The sequence below is a fragment of the Streptomyces sp. NPDC045956 genome, from assembly GCF_056430705.1.
This window is the reverse complement of the sequence record NZ_JBWKKZ010000001.1, coordinates 1,124,839-1,142,278: the sequence shown is the minus strand read 5'-3', so window position 1 is coordinate 1,142,278 and position 17,440 is coordinate 1,124,839. Positions and strand designations below refer to the sequence as shown.

Sequence of the window (17,440 nt, the reverse complement as noted above, 5' to 3'; positions counted from 1 at the left end):
CCGTCTCTTCTCCCCCCCACCCCTCTTCATTTCGCCTACCCGCATTCAACCCCAACAAGAGGGGGGGGGGGGAGGGGGGGAGGGGGGTGCTCCCCCCCCCCCCCCCCCCCCGCCCGTCGGACGTTCCGGGGGACAGGTGTTCAGCGCAGGAAGGGGTCCACCGCGATCGCCAGGAACAGCACCGACACGTAGGTGATGGACCAGTGGAAGAGCCGCATCTCCTTGAGCTTGCCGCCCGTCACCTCGGCCTTGGCGCGGTTCTGGAGCCCGTGGGCCTCCCACAGCCACATGCCGCCGGCCAGCAGGGCCACCGCCGTGTAGAACCAGCCCGTGTAGCCGAGCGGCGTCAGCAGCAGGGACACGGCGACCATGACCCAGCTGTAGAGGACGATCTGCCGGGCGACGACCTTGTTGGAGGCCACGACCGGGAGCATCGGCACGCCGACGCGCGCGTAGTCGTCCTTGACCTTCATGGACAGCGGCCAGTAGTGCGGGGGCGTCCAGAAGAACATCACGCCGAAGAGGATGATCGGCGCCCAGGACATCGAGTTGGTCACGGCCGACCAGCCGATGAGCACCGGCAGGCAGCCGGCGATACCGCCCCAGACGATGTTCTGCGAGGTGCGGCGCTTGAGGATCATCGTGTAGACGACCACGTAGAAGAGGAGCGCACCGAGCGAGAGCCAGGCCGACAGCCAGTTGACGGTGAGACCGAACAACAGGGTCGAGACGACGGCCAGGGAGATGCCGAAGGCGAGGCACTCGCGCGGGCTGACCATGCCGGTCACCAGCGGCCGCTGCGAGGTGCGGTCCATCAGCGCGTCGATGTCGCGGTCGATGTACATGTTCAGCGCGTTGGCGCCGCCCGCGGACAGGTAGCCGCCGACGCAGGTCAGCAACACCAGACCCAGGTCCGGAACACCCTGTTCGGCCAGGAACATCACCGGAACGGTGGTGATCAGCAGAAGCTCGATGATCCGCGGCTTGGTCAGCGCCACGAACGCCTTGACACGGGCCCCGAACGGCCGGTGACTCGGGCTCTGGCTCGTCCCGATAACCCCCGCAGGACGGGATTCAACGGCCGTCACGCACACCCCTGACAGAGACATCCCAGCGAGCCCCGCCATGTGAAGTGGCGGTAAAGGCTCGCGCGTACCACGCCACTTTAGACGTTGCCCGTACCTCGGCCTTCGCGGGGGTGGGGTCGTGTTGGCCGGGGCGCTCCGACGTGCGTTCGGAGAGTCGATTGAGCGGTCAGATGAGCGGCTCCGTATTCACTTGCCGAATGCGGTTTCACCCAGTCGACAGGCGGATCGCGAAGAGTCCCGGCAGTCTGGTTTCCAGCGGAAAAACGCACGTACTTACGGGGGTAGGCTCGACAACGGCCGGCCGACTCACGGACGCGCCGGCAGCCGGTGCACCCGTGCACCGGCATCCGACATGTGGAGAGGAGCCCTGACCCAGGGTGAGCACCAAGCCGACCACCACAGACCTCGAGTGGACCGAACTGGACCAGCGGGCGGTGGACACCGCCCGCGTCCTGGCCGCCGATGCCGTACAGAAGGTTGGCAACGGCCATCCCGGTACGGCGATGAGCCTGGCGCCCGCCGCCTACACCCTCTTCCAGAAGGTGATGCGGCACGACCCGGCCGACGCGGACTGGGTCGGGCGCGACCGTTTCGTGCTGTCCGCCGGCCACTCGTCCCTGACCCTCTACACCCAGCTGTACCTGGCCGGCTTCGGCCTGGAGCTGGAGGACCTGCAGTCCTTCCGGACCTGGGGCTCCAAGACCCCCGGCCACCCGGAGTACGGCCACACCACGGGCGTGGAGACGACGACCGGCCCGCTCGGCCAGGGCGTCGCCAACGCGGTGGGCATGGCGATGGCCGCCCGCTACGAGCGCGGCCTGTTCGACCCGGAGGCCGCCGAGGGCACCTCCCCGTTCGACCACTTCGTCTACTGCATCGCCGGTGACGGCTGCCTCCAGGAGGGCATCTCCGCCGAGGCCTCCTCCCTCGCCGGCCACCAGAAGCTCGGCAACCTGGTCCTGCTGTGGGACGACAACCACATCTCGATCGAGGGCGACACCGAGACCGCCGTCTCCGAGGACACCTGCAAGCGGTACGAGGCGTACGGCTGGCACGTGCAGCGCGTCGCCCCGAAGCCGGACGGCGACCTGGACCCGAACGCGCTCTACGACGCGATCGAGGCGGCGAAGAAGGTCACCGACCGCCCCTCCTTCATCGCGATGCGCTCGATCATCGCCTGGCCCGCCCCGAACGCGCAGAACACCGAGGCCGCGCACGGCTCGGCGCTCGGCGACGACGAGGTCGCCGCGACCAAGCGCGTCCTGGGCTTCGACCCGGAGAAGAGCTTCGAGGTCTCCGACGAGGTCATCGGCCACACCCGCAAGGCCCTGGAGAAGGGCCGGGCGGCCCGCGCGGTGTGGGAGAAGGCCTACCAGCAGTGGCGGGACAACAGCCCCGAGCGCGCCGCCGAGTACGACCGCGTCGCCAAGGGCGAGCTGCCCAAGGGCTGGGAGGAGAAGATCCCGGTCTTCGAGACCGGCAAGGGCGTGGCCACGCGTGCCGCCTCCGGCAAGATCCTCCAGGCGCTCGGCGCGGTCGTCCCCGAGCTGTGGGGCGGCTCGGCCGACCTGGCCGGCTCGAACAACACGACGATCGACAAGACGTCGTCCTTCCTCCCGGCGGGCAACCCGCTGCCCGAGGCGGACCCCTACGGCCGCACCATCCACTTCGGCATCCGCGAGCACGCGATGGCCGCGGAGATGAACGGCATCGCGCTGCACGGCAACACCCGCATCTACGGCGGCACCTTCCTGGTGTTCTCCGACTACATGCGCAACGCGGTGCGGCTGTCCGCGCTGATGCACCTTCCGGTGACGTACGTGTGGACGCACGACTCCATCGGCCTGGGTGAGGACGGTCCGACCCACCAGCCGGTCGAGCACCTCGCCTCGCTGCGCGCCATCCCGGGCCTCAACGTGGTCCGTCCGGCCGACGCCAACGAGACCGCCATCGCCTGGCGCGAGATCCTGCGCCGCTGGACCAAGGAGTTCGGCAAGGGCCAGCCGCACGGTCTGGCGCTGACCCGCCAGGGCGTGCCGACGTACGAGGCGAACGAGGACGCGGCCAAGGGCGGCTACGTGCTGTTCGAGGCCGAAGGCGGCGAAGCCCAGGTCGTCCTCATCGCCACCGGTTCCGAGGTGCACGTGGCCGTGGAGGCCCGTGAGGCGCTCCAGGCCGACGGCGTGCCGACGCGGGTGGTCTCCATGCCGTCCGTCGAGTGGTTCGAGCAGCAGGACCAGGGGTACCGGGACAGCGTCCTGCCTCCGTCCGTGAGGGCCCGCGTCGCGGTGGAGGCCGGCATCGGCCTCACCTGGCACAAGTACGTCGGGGACGCCGGCCGGATCGTCTCCCTGGAGCACTTCGGTGCTTCGGCCGACGGCAAGCTGCTCTTCAAGGAGTTCGGCTTCACCGCCGAGAACGTCGCCGCCCAGGCGAGGGAATCGATCGCCGCGGCCCAGCGCTGACGCCCGTACACGACACGTAGGAGATGCATTTTCCATGACAGACGCACTCAAGCGCCTCTCCGATGAAGGCGTCGCGATCTGGCTGGACGACCTGTCGCGCAAGCGGATCACGTCCGGCAACCTCGCCGAGCTGATCGACCAGCAGCACGTCGTGGGCGTCACCACCAACCCGTCGATCTTCCAGAAGGCGATCTCGCAGGGCGACGGCTACGACCAGCAGCTCTCCGACCTGGCCTTCCGCAAGGTCACGGTCGAAGAGGCGATCCGCATGATCACCACGGCGGACGTCCGCGACGCCGCCGACATCCTGCGCCCCGTCTTCGACGCCACCGGCGGCAAGGACGGCCGGGTCTCCATCGAGGTCGACCCGCGCCTCGCGCACAACACCAAGGCGACGGTCGCCGAGGCCAAGCAGCTGGCCTGGCTGGTGGACCGCCCCAACACGCTCATCAAGATCCCGGCGACCGAGGCCGGCATCCCGGCGATCGCCGAGGTCATCGGCCTGGGCATCAGCGTCAACGTCACGCTGATCTTCTCGCTGGAGCGCTACCGCTTGGTCATGGACGCCTTCCTGACCGGCCTGGAGAAGGCCAAGGAGCGCGGCCTGGACCTCTCGCAGATCCACTCCGTGGCGTCCTTCTTCGTGTCCCGTGTGGACACCGAGATCGACAAGCGCCTCGACGCGCTCGGCACCGACGAGGCCAAGGCCGCCCGCGGCAAGGCCGCCGTCGCCAACGCCCGTCTGGCCTACCAGGCGTACGAGGAGGTCTTCTCGACGGACCGCTGGAGCGCCCTGGAGAAGGCCGGCGCCAACAAGCAGCGTCCGCTGTGGGCGTCGACCGGTGTGAAGGACAAGGCGTACAGCGACACCATGTACGTCACCGACCTGGTCGCGCCCAACACGGTGAACACCATGCCGGAGGCCACGCTGCTGGCCACCGAGGACCACGGCGAGATCACCGGGAACACCGTCGCCGGCACCTACGAGCAGGCCCGCGCCGACCTCGACGCCGTCGAGAAGCTCGGGATCGGCTACGACGAGGTGGTCCAGCTGCTGGAGAAGGAGGGCGTCGACAAGTTCGAGGACTCCTGGAACGACCTGCTGAAGTCGACCGAGGCCGAGCTCAAGCGCCTCGCTCCCTCGGAGGGCTAAAAATTGTCAAGCAGCAATCCGCTGCGTGACCCCGCAGACCGACGGCTCCCGCGCATCGCGGGGCCGTCGGGTCTGGTCATCTTCGGCGTCACCGGTGATCTGTCCCGCAAGAAGCTCATGCCCGCCGTGTACGACCTCGCCAACCGTGGTCTGCTGCCGCCGGGCTTCTCGCTCGTCGGTTTCGCCCGCCGCGACTGGGAGCACGAGGACTTCGCCCAGGTCGTGCACGACGCCGTCAAGGAGCACTCCCGTACGCCGTTCCGCGAGGAGGTCTGGCAGCAGCTCATCCAGGGGATGCGCTTCGTCCAGGGCACCTTCGACGACGACGACGCCTTCGAGCGGCTGCGCGCCACCATCGAGGACCTGGACAAGGCGCAGGGCACGGGAGGCAACTTCGCCTTCTACCTGTCGGTGCCGCCGAAATCCTTCCCCGTCGTCATCCAGCAGCTGAAGAAGCACCAGCTGGCCGACCAGACCGACGGCTCCTGGCGCCGCGCGGTGATCGAGAAGCCCTTCGGCCACGACCTGAGGTCGGCCGAGGAGCTGAACGCGATCGTCCACGAGGTCTTCGGCTCCGACCAGGTCTTCCGCATCGACCACTACCTGGGCAAGGAGACCGTCCAGAACATCCTGGCGCTGCGCTTCGCCAACACGATGTTCGAACCGATCTGGAACCGGTCCTACGTGGACCACGTGCAGATCACCATGGCCGAGGACATCGGCATCGGCGGCCGGGCCGGCTACTACGACGGCATCGGCGCCGCCCGCGACGTCATCCAGAACCACCTGCTCCAGCTGCTCGCGCTGACCGCCATGGAGGAGCCCGCATCCTTCGACGCCGACGCGCTGGCCGCCGAGAAGACCAAGGTGCTCGGCGCGGTCCGCCTCCCCAGGGACCTGGGCCGGGACACGGTGCGCGGCCAGTACGCGGCCGGGTGGCAGGGCGGCGCGAAGGCCGTCGGCTACCTGGAGGAGGAGGGCATCGACGCGAAGTCGAAGACCGACACCTACGCCGCGATCAAGGTCGGCATCGACAACCGCCGCTGGGCGGGCGTCCCCTTCTACCTGCGCACCGGCAAGCGGCTGGGCCGCCGGGTCACCGAGATCGCGGTGGTCTTCCAGCGGGCCCCGCACTCCCCCTTCGACACGACGGCCACCGAGGAACTCGGGTCGAATGCGATCGTCGTCCGCGTCCAGCCCGACGAGGGCGTCACCGTCCGCTTCGGCTCCAAGGTGCCGGGCACCTCGATGGAGATCCGGGACGTGTCGATGGACTTCGCGTACGGCGAGTCCTTCACGGAGTCCAGCCCCGAGGCGTACGAGCGCCTCATCCTCGACGTGCTGCTCGGCGACGCGAACCTCTTCCCGCGCACCGAGGAGGTCGAGCTGTCCTGGAAGATCCTCGACCCGATCGAGCAGTACTGGGACCAGCACGGCACCCCGGCGCAGTACCCGGCCGGCACCTGGGGTCCCGTCGAGGCGGACGAAATGCTCGAGCGAGACGGACGGAGCTGGCGCCGGCCATGAAGACAGACCTCACGGACACCACGGCCAGCAAGATCAACAAGGCGCTGGTGCTGGGGCGCCGGGCCATCGGCACGCCCGCCATCGGCATGGTGCTCACGCTGGTCATCGTCACCGACGAGGAGAACGCCTACGACGCGCTGAAGGCCGCGAGCGACGCCGCGCACGAGCACCCCTCGCGCACGCTGGTGGTCATCAAGCGGGTCTCGCGTTCACCCCGGGACCGCACCAAGTCCCGGCTGGACGCCGAGGTGCGCCTCGGTGCCGACGCCGGTACCGGCGAGACGATCGTGCTGCGCCTGTACGGAGACGTCGTCGACCACGCCCAGTCGGTGGTCCTGCCGCTGCTGCTGCCGGACGCGCCGGTCGTGGTGTGGTGGCCGGTGAACGCGCCGCTGGACCCCGCCGGGGACCCGCTGGGCGCGCTGGCCCAGCGCCGGGTCACCGACACCTACGCCTGCGAGGAGCCGGTACGGGAGCTGGCCGCCCGGGCCGACGCCTACACGCCGGGTGACACCGACCTGTCCTGGACCCGCATCACGCCGTGGCGCTCGATGCTGGCGGCGGCCCTGGACCAGGTCGACTGCAAGGTGCAGTCGGTCGAGGTGGAGGGCGAGGAGGACAACCCGAGCTGCGAACTGCTGGCGATGTGGCTGGCCGACCGGCTGGACGTCCCGGTCGAGCGCACCGCGTCCGCCGGTCCCGGTCTGACCGCGGTCCGCATGGACACCGACTGCGGTCCGGTCGTCCTGGACCGGGCCGACGGCTCGCTGGCCAACCTGTCCATCCAGGGTCAGCCGGCCCGTGCGGTGGCGCTCAAGCGCCGCGAGACGGCCGAGCTGATCGCCGAGGAGCTGCGGCGCCTCGACCCGGACGACACGTACGCCTCGGCGCTGCGCTTCGGGGTGGACCGGCTGAACGCGCCGCGCACCGGGAACGCGGGCGGTGACGGGGGCGGGGCCGTCGCGGTCGCCGCTCCCGTCGAGACGGTCGCGAAGGCCCGGGCGAAGGACGCGGCGCAGGAGAAGGCACCGGTGAAGAAGGCGGCGGCGAAGTGAGCACTCCCCAGCTGGTCGTGCACCGCGACAAGGAGCTGATGGCCGAGGCCGCGGCGGCGCGGCTGCTCACGAGGATCGTGGACGCGCAGGCCTCCCGGGGCAGCGCGTCCGTCGTCCTCACCGGCGGCCGCAACGGCAACGGTCTGCTGGCCGCGCTCGCGGGCTCCCCTGCCCGGGACGCCGTCGACTGGGGCCGCCTGGACCTGTGGTGGGGCGACGAGCGCTTCCTGCCGGAGGGCGACCCGGAGCGCAACATCACCCAGGCCCGCGAGGCCCTGCTGGACTCGGTGCCGCTGGACCCGGAGCGGGTGCACGCGATGCCGGCGTCCGACGGTCCCTGCGGCTCGGACGTGGAGGCGGCGGCGGCCGCGTACGCGCGGGAACTGGCCGAGGCGTCGGTCCCCGAGAACCACGCGGCGGTCCCGTCCTTCGACGTCCTCCTCCTGGGCGTCGGCCCGGACACCCACGTCGCGTCGCTCTTCCCCGAGCACCCGGGCGTCCGGGAGACGGAGCGCACGGTGATCGGCGTCCACGGCTCGCCCAAGCCGCCGCCCACCCGCGTCTCACTGACCCTGCCGGCCATCCGCACGGCCCGTGAGGTGTGGCTGCTGGCGGCGGGCGAGGACAAGGCGAACGCGGTCGCGATGGCCCTCTCGGGCGCGGGCGAGATCCAGGCCCCGGCGGCCGGCGCGCGGGGCCGCTCCCGCACCCTGTGGCTGCTGGACACGGCGGCGGCCTCCCAACTGCCGAGGTCGCTGTACCCGCCGGCGTCGGCGTAGCCGGCCCGGGTACGGGACGGGGGCGGGGGCGGCGGGGGCTGGTGGCCCCCCCCGCCCCCGTCCCGTACCGCACCCCGGGCGCGGGGGGGGGGGGGGGGGGGGGGGGGGGGGGGGGGGGGGGGGGGGGCCTTTTTCTCGTGGCTCTTTTTGGGGGGGGAGGGGGGGGGTGGGGGGGGTGGTGGAAGGGGAGAGTCCGCTCCCCCCCCCCCCCCCCCCCCCCCCCCCCCCCCCCCCCCCCCCCCCCCCCCCCCCCCCCCCCCCCCCCCCCCCCCCCCCGGTGCGGCTCATCCCCGTCCGCGCAGCTCCCGGTAGGCGGCGACGAGCGCCGTGGTGGAGGCGTCCAGACCGGGGACCTCGGCGCCTTCCGTGAGGGCGGGCTCGACGCGCTTGGCCAGCACCTTGCCCAGTTCCACGCCCCACTGGTCGAAGGAGTCGATGCCCCAGACGGCCCCCTGCACGAACACCTTGTGCTCGTAGAGGGCGACGAGCTGGCCGAGAACCGAGGGGGTCAGCTCGCGGGCGAGGATCGTGGTCGTCGGGTGGTCGCCCCGGAAGGTCTTGTGCGGGACCAGCTCCTCCGGCACGCCCTCGGCCCGCACCTCGTCGGGCGTCTTGCCGAAGGCGAGTGCCTGGGTCTGCGCGAAGAAGTTGGCCATCAGCAGGTCGTGCTGGGCCTTCAGTTCGTCGCTCAGCTCGGCCACCGGCTCGGCGAACCCGATGAAGTCCGCCGGGATCAGCTTGGTGCCCTGGTGGATCAACTGGTAGTAGGCGTGCTGCCCGTTGGTGCCCGGCGTGCCCCACACGACCGGCCCGGTCTCCCACTCCACCTCGCGCCCGTCCCGGCCGACGTACTTGCCGTTGGACTCCATGTCCAGCTGCTGGAGGTAGGCCGTGAACTTCGACAGGTAGTGCGAGTACGGCAGGACCGCGTGCGACTGGGCGCCCATGAAGTTGCCGTACCAGATGCCCAACAGGCCCATCAGCAGAGGCACGTTGGATTCGGCCGGGGCGGTGCGGAAGTGCTCGTCGACGAGGTGGAAACCGTCGAGCATCTCCCGGAAGCGGTCCGGGCCGATGGCGATCATCAGGGAGAGCCCGATCGCCGAGTCGTACGAGTAGCGGCCGCCGACCCAGTCCCAGAACTCGAACATGTTGGCCGTGTCGATGCCGAACTCGGCGACCTTCTCCGCGTTCGTCGACAGGGCGACGAAGTGCCGGGCGACCGCCTTCTCGTCGCCCAGCTCCTTCAGCAGCCAGGCCCTGGCGGAGGTCGCGTTGGTGACCGTCTCGATGGTGGTGAAGGTCTTGGAGGCGATGACGAAGAGAGTCTCGGCCGGGTCCAGGTCCCGCGTCGCCTCGTGCAGGTCGGCGCCGTCGACGTTGGAGACGAAGCGGACCGTCAACGCGCGGTCGGTGAAGGCGCGCAGGACCTCGTAGGCCATGGCGGGGCCCAGGTCGGAGCCGCCGATGCCGACGTTGACGATGTTCCGGATGCGCTTGCCGGTGTGGCCCGTCCACGCGCCGGAGCGGACCCGCTCGGCGAAGTCCGCCATCTTGTCCAGGACGGCGTGCACCTTCGGCACGACGTTCTCCCCGTCGACCTCGATCACCGCGTCCCGCGGGGCCCGCAGCGCGGTGTGCAGCACCGCCCGGTCCTCGGTGGTGTTGATCCGCTCGCCACGGAACATGGCGTCCCGCAGGCCGAAGACGCCGGTCGCCGCGGCCAGTTCCCGCAGCAGCCGCAGGGTCTCGTCGGTGACGAGGTGCTTGGAGTGGTCGACGTACAGGTCTCCCACGCGGAGCGTGTGGTCGGTGCCCCGCCCGGGGTCGGCGGCGAACAACTCGCGCAGCCGGATCTCGCCGAGTTCGTCGCGGTGCTTGGCCAGCGCGTTCCATTCAGGCGTCTGGTTGAGCCTGGTACGGCCGTCTGCGTTCATCTTCGGACTTCAGCCTTCTTCCCTGGTGTCCCAGCTGTCCCGCTGTTCCAACCTAATGGATCAACGGTGAAGAAGACTGAACCGGACCGAAGTGAACGCGGGAGAAAGGCGCGAAGTCGTCGGGCTAGATCTCGCCGCGGAGTTTGGCGAGCGCCTCGGCGAGAATCGCCTCCCCGTCCGCGTCGCTGCGCCGCTCGCGCACGTAGGCGAGGTGGGTCTTGTAGGGCTCGGTGCGGGGCGGGTCCGGGGGGTTGTCCCGGTCCTGCCCGGCGGGGAATCCGCAGCGCGGGCAGTCCCAGGTATCGGGGACCTGCGCGTCGCTCGCGAAGCTCGGCTGCGTCTCGTGTCCGTTGGAGCACCAGAAGGAGATGCGCAGACGCGGCGCGGACTCGCCGCGCTCGGCCTCGCCCATCGGCCCCGCCCCGACCCGGCTTCCCCGGATCGCGTTGCCACTTGCCACGGTCGTAACTCCCTGCGTGATGGTGCCGCGAAGCGAGTCGGCGTTTCGCCTCGCTGCGAGCGCCTCAGTCTACGTAAGGCCCAACGCGCGTCCAGTGATTCGAGTGACAAGCCCAAGCGCACACAGACGCAAGCCCCATGATAGGCGGCGCCGTGAAGCGCGTACCGAACATGGGGCTTTACGTGCGGAAGTGCGTGATGGGTCAGCTGTTCGCCTTCATCAGCAGGCCGAGCACCATGATGCACGCGAACCACAGGAGACCGACCACCACGGTGATCCGGTCGAGGTTGCGCTCGGCGACCGAGGAGCCGCCGACGGACGACTGCATGCCGCCACCGAACATGTCGGAGAGGCCGCCGCCCTTTCCCTTGTGCATCAGCACCAGCAGCATCAGCAGCAGGCTGAAGACGATCAGGGCGATCGAGAACCCCATAACCACGGCTGGACCAACTTCCTCGGCTTCGGATGAACGACGGGGGCACGATGACGCAGGCCACCATGCCCCCGCAAGGGTACGACGTATCGCCGCTACCGCCTACTCACCGGTCGATCCGCCGGTCCACCGGCCGACCGACCGGGCGGTCTACTGGTCGCGGAAGCGGACGATCCTGACGAACTCGTCCGAGTCCAGCGAGGCACCGCCGACCAGGGCGCCGTCGATGTCGGCCTGCGCCATGATCTCGGCGACGTTGCCGCCCTTGACCGAGCCGCCGTACTGGATGCGGACCTTGTCGGCCAGCTCCTGCGAGTACAGCTCGGCGACCTTGCCGCGGACGGCCGCGCAGACCTCCTGGGCGTCCTCGGCGCCGCAGACCTTGCCGGTGCCGATGGCCCACACCGGCTCGTAGGCGATCACGATGGTCTCGGCCTGCTCGGCGGTGAGGTCCTTCAGGCCGCCCTCGACCTGGGCGAGGGTGTGGGCGACGTGGTTGCCCGCCTCGCGGACGTCCAGCTCCTCGCCGACGCACAGGATCGGGGTCAGGCCGTGCTTGTAGGCGGCCTTGACCTTGGCGTTGACCAGCTCGTCGGTCTCGGCGTGGTACTGCCGGCGCTCGGAGTGGCCGATCGCGACGTAGGTGCAGCGGAGCTTGGCCAGCATCGGGCCGGAGATCTCGCCGGTGTAGGCGCCGCCGTCGTGGGCGGAGACGTCCTGGGCGCCGTACTTGATCTTCAGCTTGTCGTGCTCGACCAGGGTCTGCACCGAGCGCAGGTCGGTGAAGGGGACGAGGACGGCGACCTCGACGGCGTCGTAGTCCTTGTCCGCGAGGGCGAAGGCGAGCTTCTGGACGTGGGCGATGGCCTCGAGGTGGTTGAGGTTCATCTTCCAGTTGCCCGCCATCAGCGGCGTGCGGGTGCTCATTGAGGTCAGTCCTCCAGTGCGGCGAGGCCGGGGAGCGTCTTGCCCTCGAGGTATTCGAGGGAGGCGCCGCCGCCGGTCGAGATGTGGCCGAATGCGTTCTCGTCGAAGCCGAGCGTCCGGACGGCCGCGGCGGAGTCGCCGCCGCCGACCACGGTGAAGCCCGGGGCGTCGACGAGGGCCTGGGCGACCGCTTTGGTGCCCTCGGCGTAGTCGGGGTGCTCGAAGACGCCCATGGGGCCGTTCCAGAAGACGGTGGCGGCGTCGGCGAGCTTCGAGGCGTACAGCTTGCGGGTCTCGGGACCGATGTCCAGACCCTCCTGGTCGGCCGGGATGGCGTCCGCGGCGACGGTGGCGGGGTTCGCCGGGGCCTTCGTCTTCAGGTCCGGGAACTCGGTCGCGACCAGGACGTCGACGGGCAGGACCAGCTCGACGCCGTTCTTCTCGGCGCGCTCGATGTACTCCTTGACGACCGGAGCCTGGTCCTCCTGAAGGAGGGAGATGCCGACCTCGTGGCCCTGGGCCTTGAGGAAGGTGTACGCCATGCCGCCGCCGATGAGGAGCCGGTCGGCCTTGCCGAGCAGCTGGTCGATGACGGCGAGCTTGTCGGAGACCTTGGCACCGCCGAGGGCGACCACGTACGGCCGCCGCACGTCGTCGGTGAGCTTCTTCAGGACGCCGACCTCGGTGGCGATGAGGTACCCGGCGTAGTGCGGGAGCCGCTTCGGCAGGTCGAAGACGGAGGCGTGCTTGCGGTGCACCGCGCCGAAGCCGTCGCCGACGTAGACGTCCGCGAGGCCGGCCAGCCGGTCGGCGAAGGCGGCGCGCTCGGCGTCGTCCTTGCTGGTCTCACCGGCGTTGAAGCGCAGGTTCTCGATGACGGCCACCTGGCCGTCGGCGAGGCCGGACACCGTGGACTCGGCGGACTCGCCGACCGTGTCCTCGGCGAAGGCGACGTCGGCGCCGAGGATCTCACCGAGGCGGGCGGCGGCCGGGGCGAGGGAGAAGACCGGGTCCGGGGCGCCCTTGGGGCGGCCCAGGTGCGAGGCGACGATCACGCGCGCACCCGCGTCGGCGAGGGCCTTGACAGTGGGCACCACGGCGCGGATGCGGCCGTCGTCGGTGATGGTCGTGCCGTCCAGCGGTACGTTCAGGTCGGCGCGGACGAAGACGCGCTTGCCCGCGACGTCTCCGGAGAGCAGTTCGTCGATCGTCTTCAAGAGTGCTCCTGGGTTCTCAGATCGCTCGTGATCCTACGAGGGCTGGTCGCTGCGGACGCGACGCAGGGCTCGGACAGCGCATCCTTGCGCTGCCCGAGCCCTGCCGTCACATCGAGGTGCCTGCTGAATCCGGCTGGATCAGAGCTGGTCGCCGACGAAGACCGTGAGGTCGACGAGGCGGTTCGAGTAGCCCCACTCGTTGTCGTACCAACCGAGGATCTTCACCGTCTTGCCGTCCTGGACCATGGTCAGGGAGGAGTCGAAGGTGCAGGAGGCCGGGTCGCCGGTGATGTCCGAGGAGACGATCTCGTCCTCGGTGTAGAACAGGTAGCCCTTGAGGTCGCCGCCGTCCGCGGCCTTCTTGAACGCGGCGTTGACTTCGTCCTTGGTGACCTCGCGCTGGAGCTCCACGACCAGGTCGGTGGCCGAGCCGGTGGGGACCGGGACGCGCATCGCGATGCCGTCGAGCTTGCCCTTGAGCTGCGGCAGGACCAGCGCGGTGGCCTTGGCGGCGCCCGTGGTGGTCGGGATGATGTTCTCCGCGGCGGCACGGGCGCGGCGCAGGTCCTTGTGCGGGAAGTCCAGGATGCGCTGGTCGTTCGTGTACGCGTGCACCGTCGTCATCAGACCCTTGACGATGCCGAAGTTCTCGTCGAGGACCTTGGCCATCGGCGCCACACAGTTGGTGGTGCAGGAGGCGTTGGAGATGATGTGGTGGTTCGCGGGGTCGTACTTGTCCTGGTTGACGCCCATCACGATGGTGATGTCCTCGTCCTTGGCCGGAGCCGAGATGAGGACCTTCTTCGCGCCACCGGCGATGTGCTTCTCGGCGTCCGCCTTCTTGGTGAAGATGCCGGTCGACTCGATCACGATGTCGACGCCCAGCTCACCCCAGGGGATGTCGGCCGGGTTGCGCTCGGAGAGGACCTTGATGGTCCTGCCGTCGACGGTGATGCTGTCCTCGGTGTGCGTGACCTCCTGCTTGAGGCGCCCGAGGATGGTGTCGTACTTGAGCAGGTGGGCGGTGGTCGCGGTGTCACCCAGGTCGTTGACAGCCACGATCTCGATGTCTGCACCCTGCTCCAGCAGCGCGCGGAAGTAGTTACGACCGATGCGGCCAAAGCCGTTGATGCCTACGCGGATCGTCACGAACCGATCTCCTCGTTGGTACGCCGGCCCGATGTGCCGGCGAGCTGTATTTGGGATGTCCCCGACCACCACCGACCCTACCTCTCCGGGGCCTCGGGGGTGACATCGAGACGCCCCATACCCGGCAGGGCGGTCCGTACCCGCCAGTAGGGGTACGGACCGCCCTGGGGCGTGGGGACCGATCACCCGATTTCGCTACGCCGTGTCAGTCCCCAGCGAACCGGAATTCACTCATCCAGGGCACGCAGCGCCTGGCGGAGCAGGGCCGCGCGGGCGGCAGGCTCCGTGAGGTGCTCCAGGCCGAAGCCCAGCAGCACGGTGTCGTCCGTGGTCACCGCGCCGTACGTCTGGAACAGGGTCCCGGTGCGGGCCCAGTCCTTCAGGACGGCGGGGCTGCCGGCGGGCGGTCCGGCCACCCGCCAGGCGCCGAGGGAGGTCTCGAAGCCCTCGGTCGCCGCGGTGCCGCCGACGACGAGGGAGGCCTCGTCGGCGAGGACGCCGCGGCCGCCGCTGCCCGGGTCGGTGACGTAGGCGATCGACAGCTCGACGGACTTCCCGGCGTAGGCGCTCAGGTCGAACTCGACCTGCCGCCAGCCCCCGGACGATCCGGTGAGGCTGTTCCACTGCCCGGTGGTGCCGGCCGCGGTGCAGCCGTCCTCGGACAGCGTCAGGTAGTGCTCCAGCCAGGGGTGCTCGCTCACGTAGAACCCGGCCGAGCACTCGGCCGGCACGGCCGTGCCGGTGGCGCCGCCGGTCTCGGGCAGCGTGGTCCAGTCGTCCGCGCCGGTGGTGTGCGCCTCGACCAGGGCGTGGTCGTAGCCGCGCTCGGTGTCCCACAGCAGCTGGGTGCGGAGCGTGGGGCGCTCGGAGGCCGTGACACCGGTGAGGTCGACGGTGCGGGTGAGGCGCTTGTAGGCGTCGTCCGTGTGGACGGCGGCCGCCATCCACTCGCCGGCGTAGGGCCCGTACGGGTTGGCCGTCCCGGCGAACTTCCCGGCGCCCGCGCTCGCGAACTGGGGGTAGGTGTCGACGGGCAGCTGGTCCGAGGTCACGCTGTAGGTGCCGGCCGCGTCGAGCGGGTTGCCCAGGGCGCCGCCGAGCGTGCCGGTGGTGCCGCCGAGCTTGCCGGAGCCGGTGAATCCGGTGGCTCCGGGGGTCGAGGTGCGGGTGTAGGCGCCCAGGTAGTACTGGCTGAAGTCGTCGGACAGGGTGCCGCCGCCGAGGTCGACGCTGCCGCCGGCCCGCTCCCCCGCCTCGATCAGCCGGCCGCCCTCGTTGAGGAAGGCGCGCAGCTGGAGCTGGGTGGCGTTGCCGGGCACCGCGGCGCCGGTGTGGTGGACGACGGTGTCGAAGTGGGCGAGCACGCCGAGCGCGTCGGGCGCGCCCTGGGTGGCGACGTCCCAGACGGCCGCCCGCTTGCCGTTGGCCTTGAGCGCGTCCACGTAGGTCTGCGTCTGCGTGGACTTGGCGCCCTCCTCGGCGACGACGAGGACGTCCGCGCGGGGGCGCTCGGCGATCGTGTAGGTGAAGTGCTCGCTCTCGGTCCGCTTGCCGCCGCGGGTCTCGCCGGCGAACCAGACCTCGACCTTGTCACCGCGGTCGCCGTCCTTGACCTCGGCGCGGTACTCGTCGAAGTAGAGGTTGTCCTCGCCGCCGTACCGTTCACCTCCGCGCCACGGCTTGAGGGCCATGTCGTGGACGCGTCCACCGTTGACGCGGTACTTCAGCTCCTTGTCGCGGACGGACTTGCGGACGACGACCGAGACCTCCTGGTCGGCGCCGCGCGAGTAGGACGTGGTGAAGGGGGCGGGGGTGAAGTCGGCGGCCTCCAGGCCGACCGCGGAGGACGGCCGGTCGGGGTGCGCGGCGCTCTCGGCGACGGAGAGGGCGAAGGGGATGTTCTTCGCGAACTCCTGCTGGATCAGTTCCTCGTCGTCGGGGAAGTTGAAGCCCGACTGGCAGTCGCCCGCGTTCCACTCGTCGTCGGGGTCCTGCTCGGAGATGGTCTGGCAGGTGGACATCTCCGGGGTGAACATCGCCGTGCCGTTGACGTTGGCCGCGTGGCCGTCCGCCTCGCCGTTGGTGGTGTACAGCTCCGAGGAGACCTGCGGGTGGTAGCCGGGGATCGCGGAGTTGTCCGGTGTGCCGGCGAGCGCCTTGTAGAGGACGTCGTCCGGGGTGTTCGTGGCCACCTGCCAGCCGACCCCGTAGAGGAGGAGTTCGGCGGCGGAGTGGTAGTTGATGCCGTAGGTGAAGCCGATCCGCTTCTGGAAGGCGTCCAGCGCCTGGGTCTCGGGCTCGGAGTTCGGGCCGTCACCGCGGTAGGTCTGGCTGGTGGGGTTCGGGGACGAGCCCTCGTCGTCGTAGCCCCACTTGTAGGCGAAGTTGCGGTTGAGGTCGACGCCGTCGCCGGTGCCGATGGTGCCGTCGCCGTTGTTGTCGCGCAGGTTCTTGCGCCACAGGCGGTTGTCGGTGTCCTCGAAGGTGTAGTCGTAGCCGTCGGGGTTGGCCGACAGCAGGAACCACATCTCGGTCGAGTCGACGAGCTTCCTGATCCGGCGGTCCTGGTCGTACTTGTCCAGGTAGTGGTGCATCAGCCGGCGGGTCATCTCCGGGGTGATCCACTCACGGGCGTGCTGGTTGGACATGTAGAGGACGGAGGGCTTGGAGCCGTCCTTCGACTTCTTCGCGTTCTTGGTGAGCTTGAGGGCCAGGATGTCCTGGCCCTTCACGGTCTTGCCGATGGAGACGACCTTGGTGAGGCCGGGGTTCTCCTGCGCGGTCCGCAGGATCTCCTCCCGCAGGCCGCCGCTGCCGCTGTACGGGCGGAAGACGCCGTCGGCGGCGGCCTCGACGCGCTTCTCGGCCCGGGCGGAGAGGGTGTGCTCGGCGAGGCCGACGCCCTGCTTCTCCAGTTTCTCGGCCTGCCCGTCGGTCAGGTAGACCTCGACGGTGGCCGTCCCCTTGTCGGGGACCCGCTCGGTGAGTTCGTGGCCGTCCTGTCCGGCGGCCAGCAGCAGGGGCACCTGCTCCTGCGTGACCTCGGCGCGGAAGACCTTCACCTCCTCCGCGTCCGGGGTCGCCGGGTCCGCGGGTTGTGCCTGGGCGATGGGTGCGAAGCTCGCTCCGCCGATCAGGAGCGCGCCGACGGCGAGGATCGCTCTCGCTCTTCGTCTCATGAACCCCCCTAGCTGAAGCCTGTCCGACAGGCTTGAGTCCGCCACAGCAGCGAACAGATGCCAGGCTCATG

General features: G+C 70.0%; 13 protein-coding genes. 5 read left to right on the top strand and 8 right to left on the bottom strand.

The features are described from left to right. Positions 1–140 precede the first annotated feature (140 nt). Positions 141–1,094, bottom strand: coding sequence for a heme o synthase (locus AC07FV_RS05025; RefSeq protein WP_383649822.1), 954 nt, complete (start codon positions 1,092–1,094; stop codon positions 141–143). 371 nt (positions 1,095–1,465) lie between these two features. Here AC07FV_RS05025 and tkt point away from each other — a divergent pair, with 371 nt between their 5' ends. Genes tkt through pgl form a run of 5 tightly spaced genes read left to right on the top strand, consistent with a single transcriptional unit; the run spans position 1,466 to position 8,067 of the window. Beyond that, positions 1,466–3,553 carry a transketolase gene (gene tkt / locus AC07FV_RS05020; RefSeq protein ID WP_479084692.1) on the top strand — a complete coding sequence of 696 codons (2,088 nt, stop codon included), beginning with the start codon at positions 1,466–1,468 and terminating at the stop codon, positions 3,551–3,553. Between the two features lie 34 nt (positions 3,554–3,587). Then, positions 3,588–4,706 carry a transaldolase gene (tal, locus tag AC07FV_RS05015; RefSeq protein ID WP_356607845.1) on the top strand — a complete coding sequence of 373 codons (1,119 nt, stop codon included), beginning with the start codon at positions 3,588–3,590 and terminating at the stop codon, positions 4,704–4,706. A gap of 3 nt (positions 4,707–4,709) precedes the next feature. Beyond that, positions 4,710–6,233: a glucose-6-phosphate dehydrogenase gene (gene zwf / locus AC07FV_RS05010; protein WP_479084690.1), complete on the top strand. Its 1,524-nt coding sequence runs from the start codon at positions 4,710–4,712 to the stop codon at positions 6,231–6,233. Continuing rightward, a complete protein-coding gene (gene opcA / locus AC07FV_RS05005) occupies positions 6,230–7,288 on the top strand; it encodes a glucose-6-phosphate dehydrogenase assembly protein OpcA (RefSeq protein ID WP_479084688.1) in 1,059 nt (352 codons plus the stop codon). The genes zwf and opcA overlap by 4 nt, the downstream gene beginning before the upstream one ends. Continuing rightward, positions 7,285–8,067, top strand: coding sequence for a 6-phosphogluconolactonase (pgl, locus tag AC07FV_RS05000; RefSeq protein ID WP_479084686.1), 783 nt, complete (start codon positions 7,285–7,287; stop codon positions 8,065–8,067). The genes opcA and pgl overlap by 4 nt, the downstream gene beginning before the upstream one ends. Positions 8,068–8,351: 284 nt before the next feature. Here pgl and pgi read toward each other — a convergent pair whose 3' ends face one another. The 7 genes from pgi to AC07FV_RS04965 all read right to left on the bottom strand — a co-directional run bounded on the left by pgi (position 8,352) and on the right by AC07FV_RS04965 (position 17,369). Next, a complete protein-coding gene (pgi, locus tag AC07FV_RS04995) occupies positions 8,352–10,004 on the bottom strand; it encodes a glucose-6-phosphate isomerase (RefSeq protein ID WP_479084684.1) in 1,653 nt (550 codons plus the stop codon). A 124-nt stretch (positions 10,005–10,128) separates the two neighbouring features. Beyond that, entirely contained in the window at positions 10,129–10,464 is a 336-nt protein-coding gene (locus tag AC07FV_RS04990) for an RNA polymerase-binding protein RbpA (RefSeq protein ID WP_003957010.1), read from the bottom strand. 202 nt (positions 10,465–10,666) lie between these two features. Further along, entirely contained in the window at positions 10,667–10,897 is a 231-nt protein-coding gene (gene secG / locus AC07FV_RS04985; RefSeq protein WP_053128919.1) for a preprotein translocase subunit SecG, read from the bottom strand. A gap of 150 nt (positions 10,898–11,047) precedes the next feature. Then, on the bottom strand, positions 11,048–11,824 hold the full coding sequence (gene tpiA / locus AC07FV_RS04980) for a triose-phosphate isomerase (RefSeq protein WP_356607871.1): 777 nt from the start codon (positions 11,822–11,824) through the stop codon (positions 11,048–11,050). A 5-nt stretch (positions 11,825–11,829) separates the two neighbouring features. Continuing rightward, complete coding sequence (locus AC07FV_RS04975; RefSeq protein ID WP_479084683.1) at positions 11,830–13,041, bottom strand: phosphoglycerate kinase; 1,212 nt, start codon at positions 13,039–13,041, stop codon at positions 11,830–11,832. Positions 13,042–13,179: 138 nt separating this feature from the next. Beyond that, positions 13,180–14,190 (bottom strand): type I glyceraldehyde-3-phosphate dehydrogenase, encoded by a 1,011-nt coding sequence (gene gap, locus AC07FV_RS04970; protein ID WP_383649709.1) that lies wholly within the window; start codon positions 14,188–14,190, stop codon positions 13,180–13,182. 227 nt (positions 14,191–14,417) lie between these two features. Further along, entirely contained in the window at positions 14,418–17,369 is a 2,952-nt protein-coding gene (locus AC07FV_RS04965; protein ID WP_479084681.1) for a M14 family metallopeptidase, read from the bottom strand. Positions 17,370–17,440: the final 71 nt, after the last annotated feature.

Bases quoted from the DNA above. Each gene is read 5' to 3' on its own strand.
- secG (WP_053128919.1), bottom strand. From the start codon at position 10,897: ATGGGGTTCTCGATCGCCCTGATCGTCTTCAGCCTGCTGCTGATGCTG.
- AC07FV_RS04965 (WP_479084681.1), bottom strand. From the start codon at position 17,369: ATGAGACGAAGAGCGAGAGCGATCCTCGCCGTCGGCGCGCTCCTGATC.
- tal (WP_356607845.1), top strand. From the start codon at position 3,588: ATGACAGACGCACTCAAGCGCCTCTCCGATGAAGGCGTCGCGATCTGG.
- opcA (WP_479084688.1), top strand. From the start codon at position 6,230: ATGAAGACAGACCTCACGGACACCACGGCCAGCAAGATCAACAAGGCG.
- tpiA (WP_356607871.1), bottom strand. From the start codon at position 11,824: ATGAGCACCCGCACGCCGCTGATGGCGGGCAACTGGAAGATGAACCTC.
- pgi (WP_479084684.1), bottom strand. From the start codon at position 10,004: ATGAACGCAGACGGCCGTACCAGGCTCAACCAGACGCCTGAATGGAAC.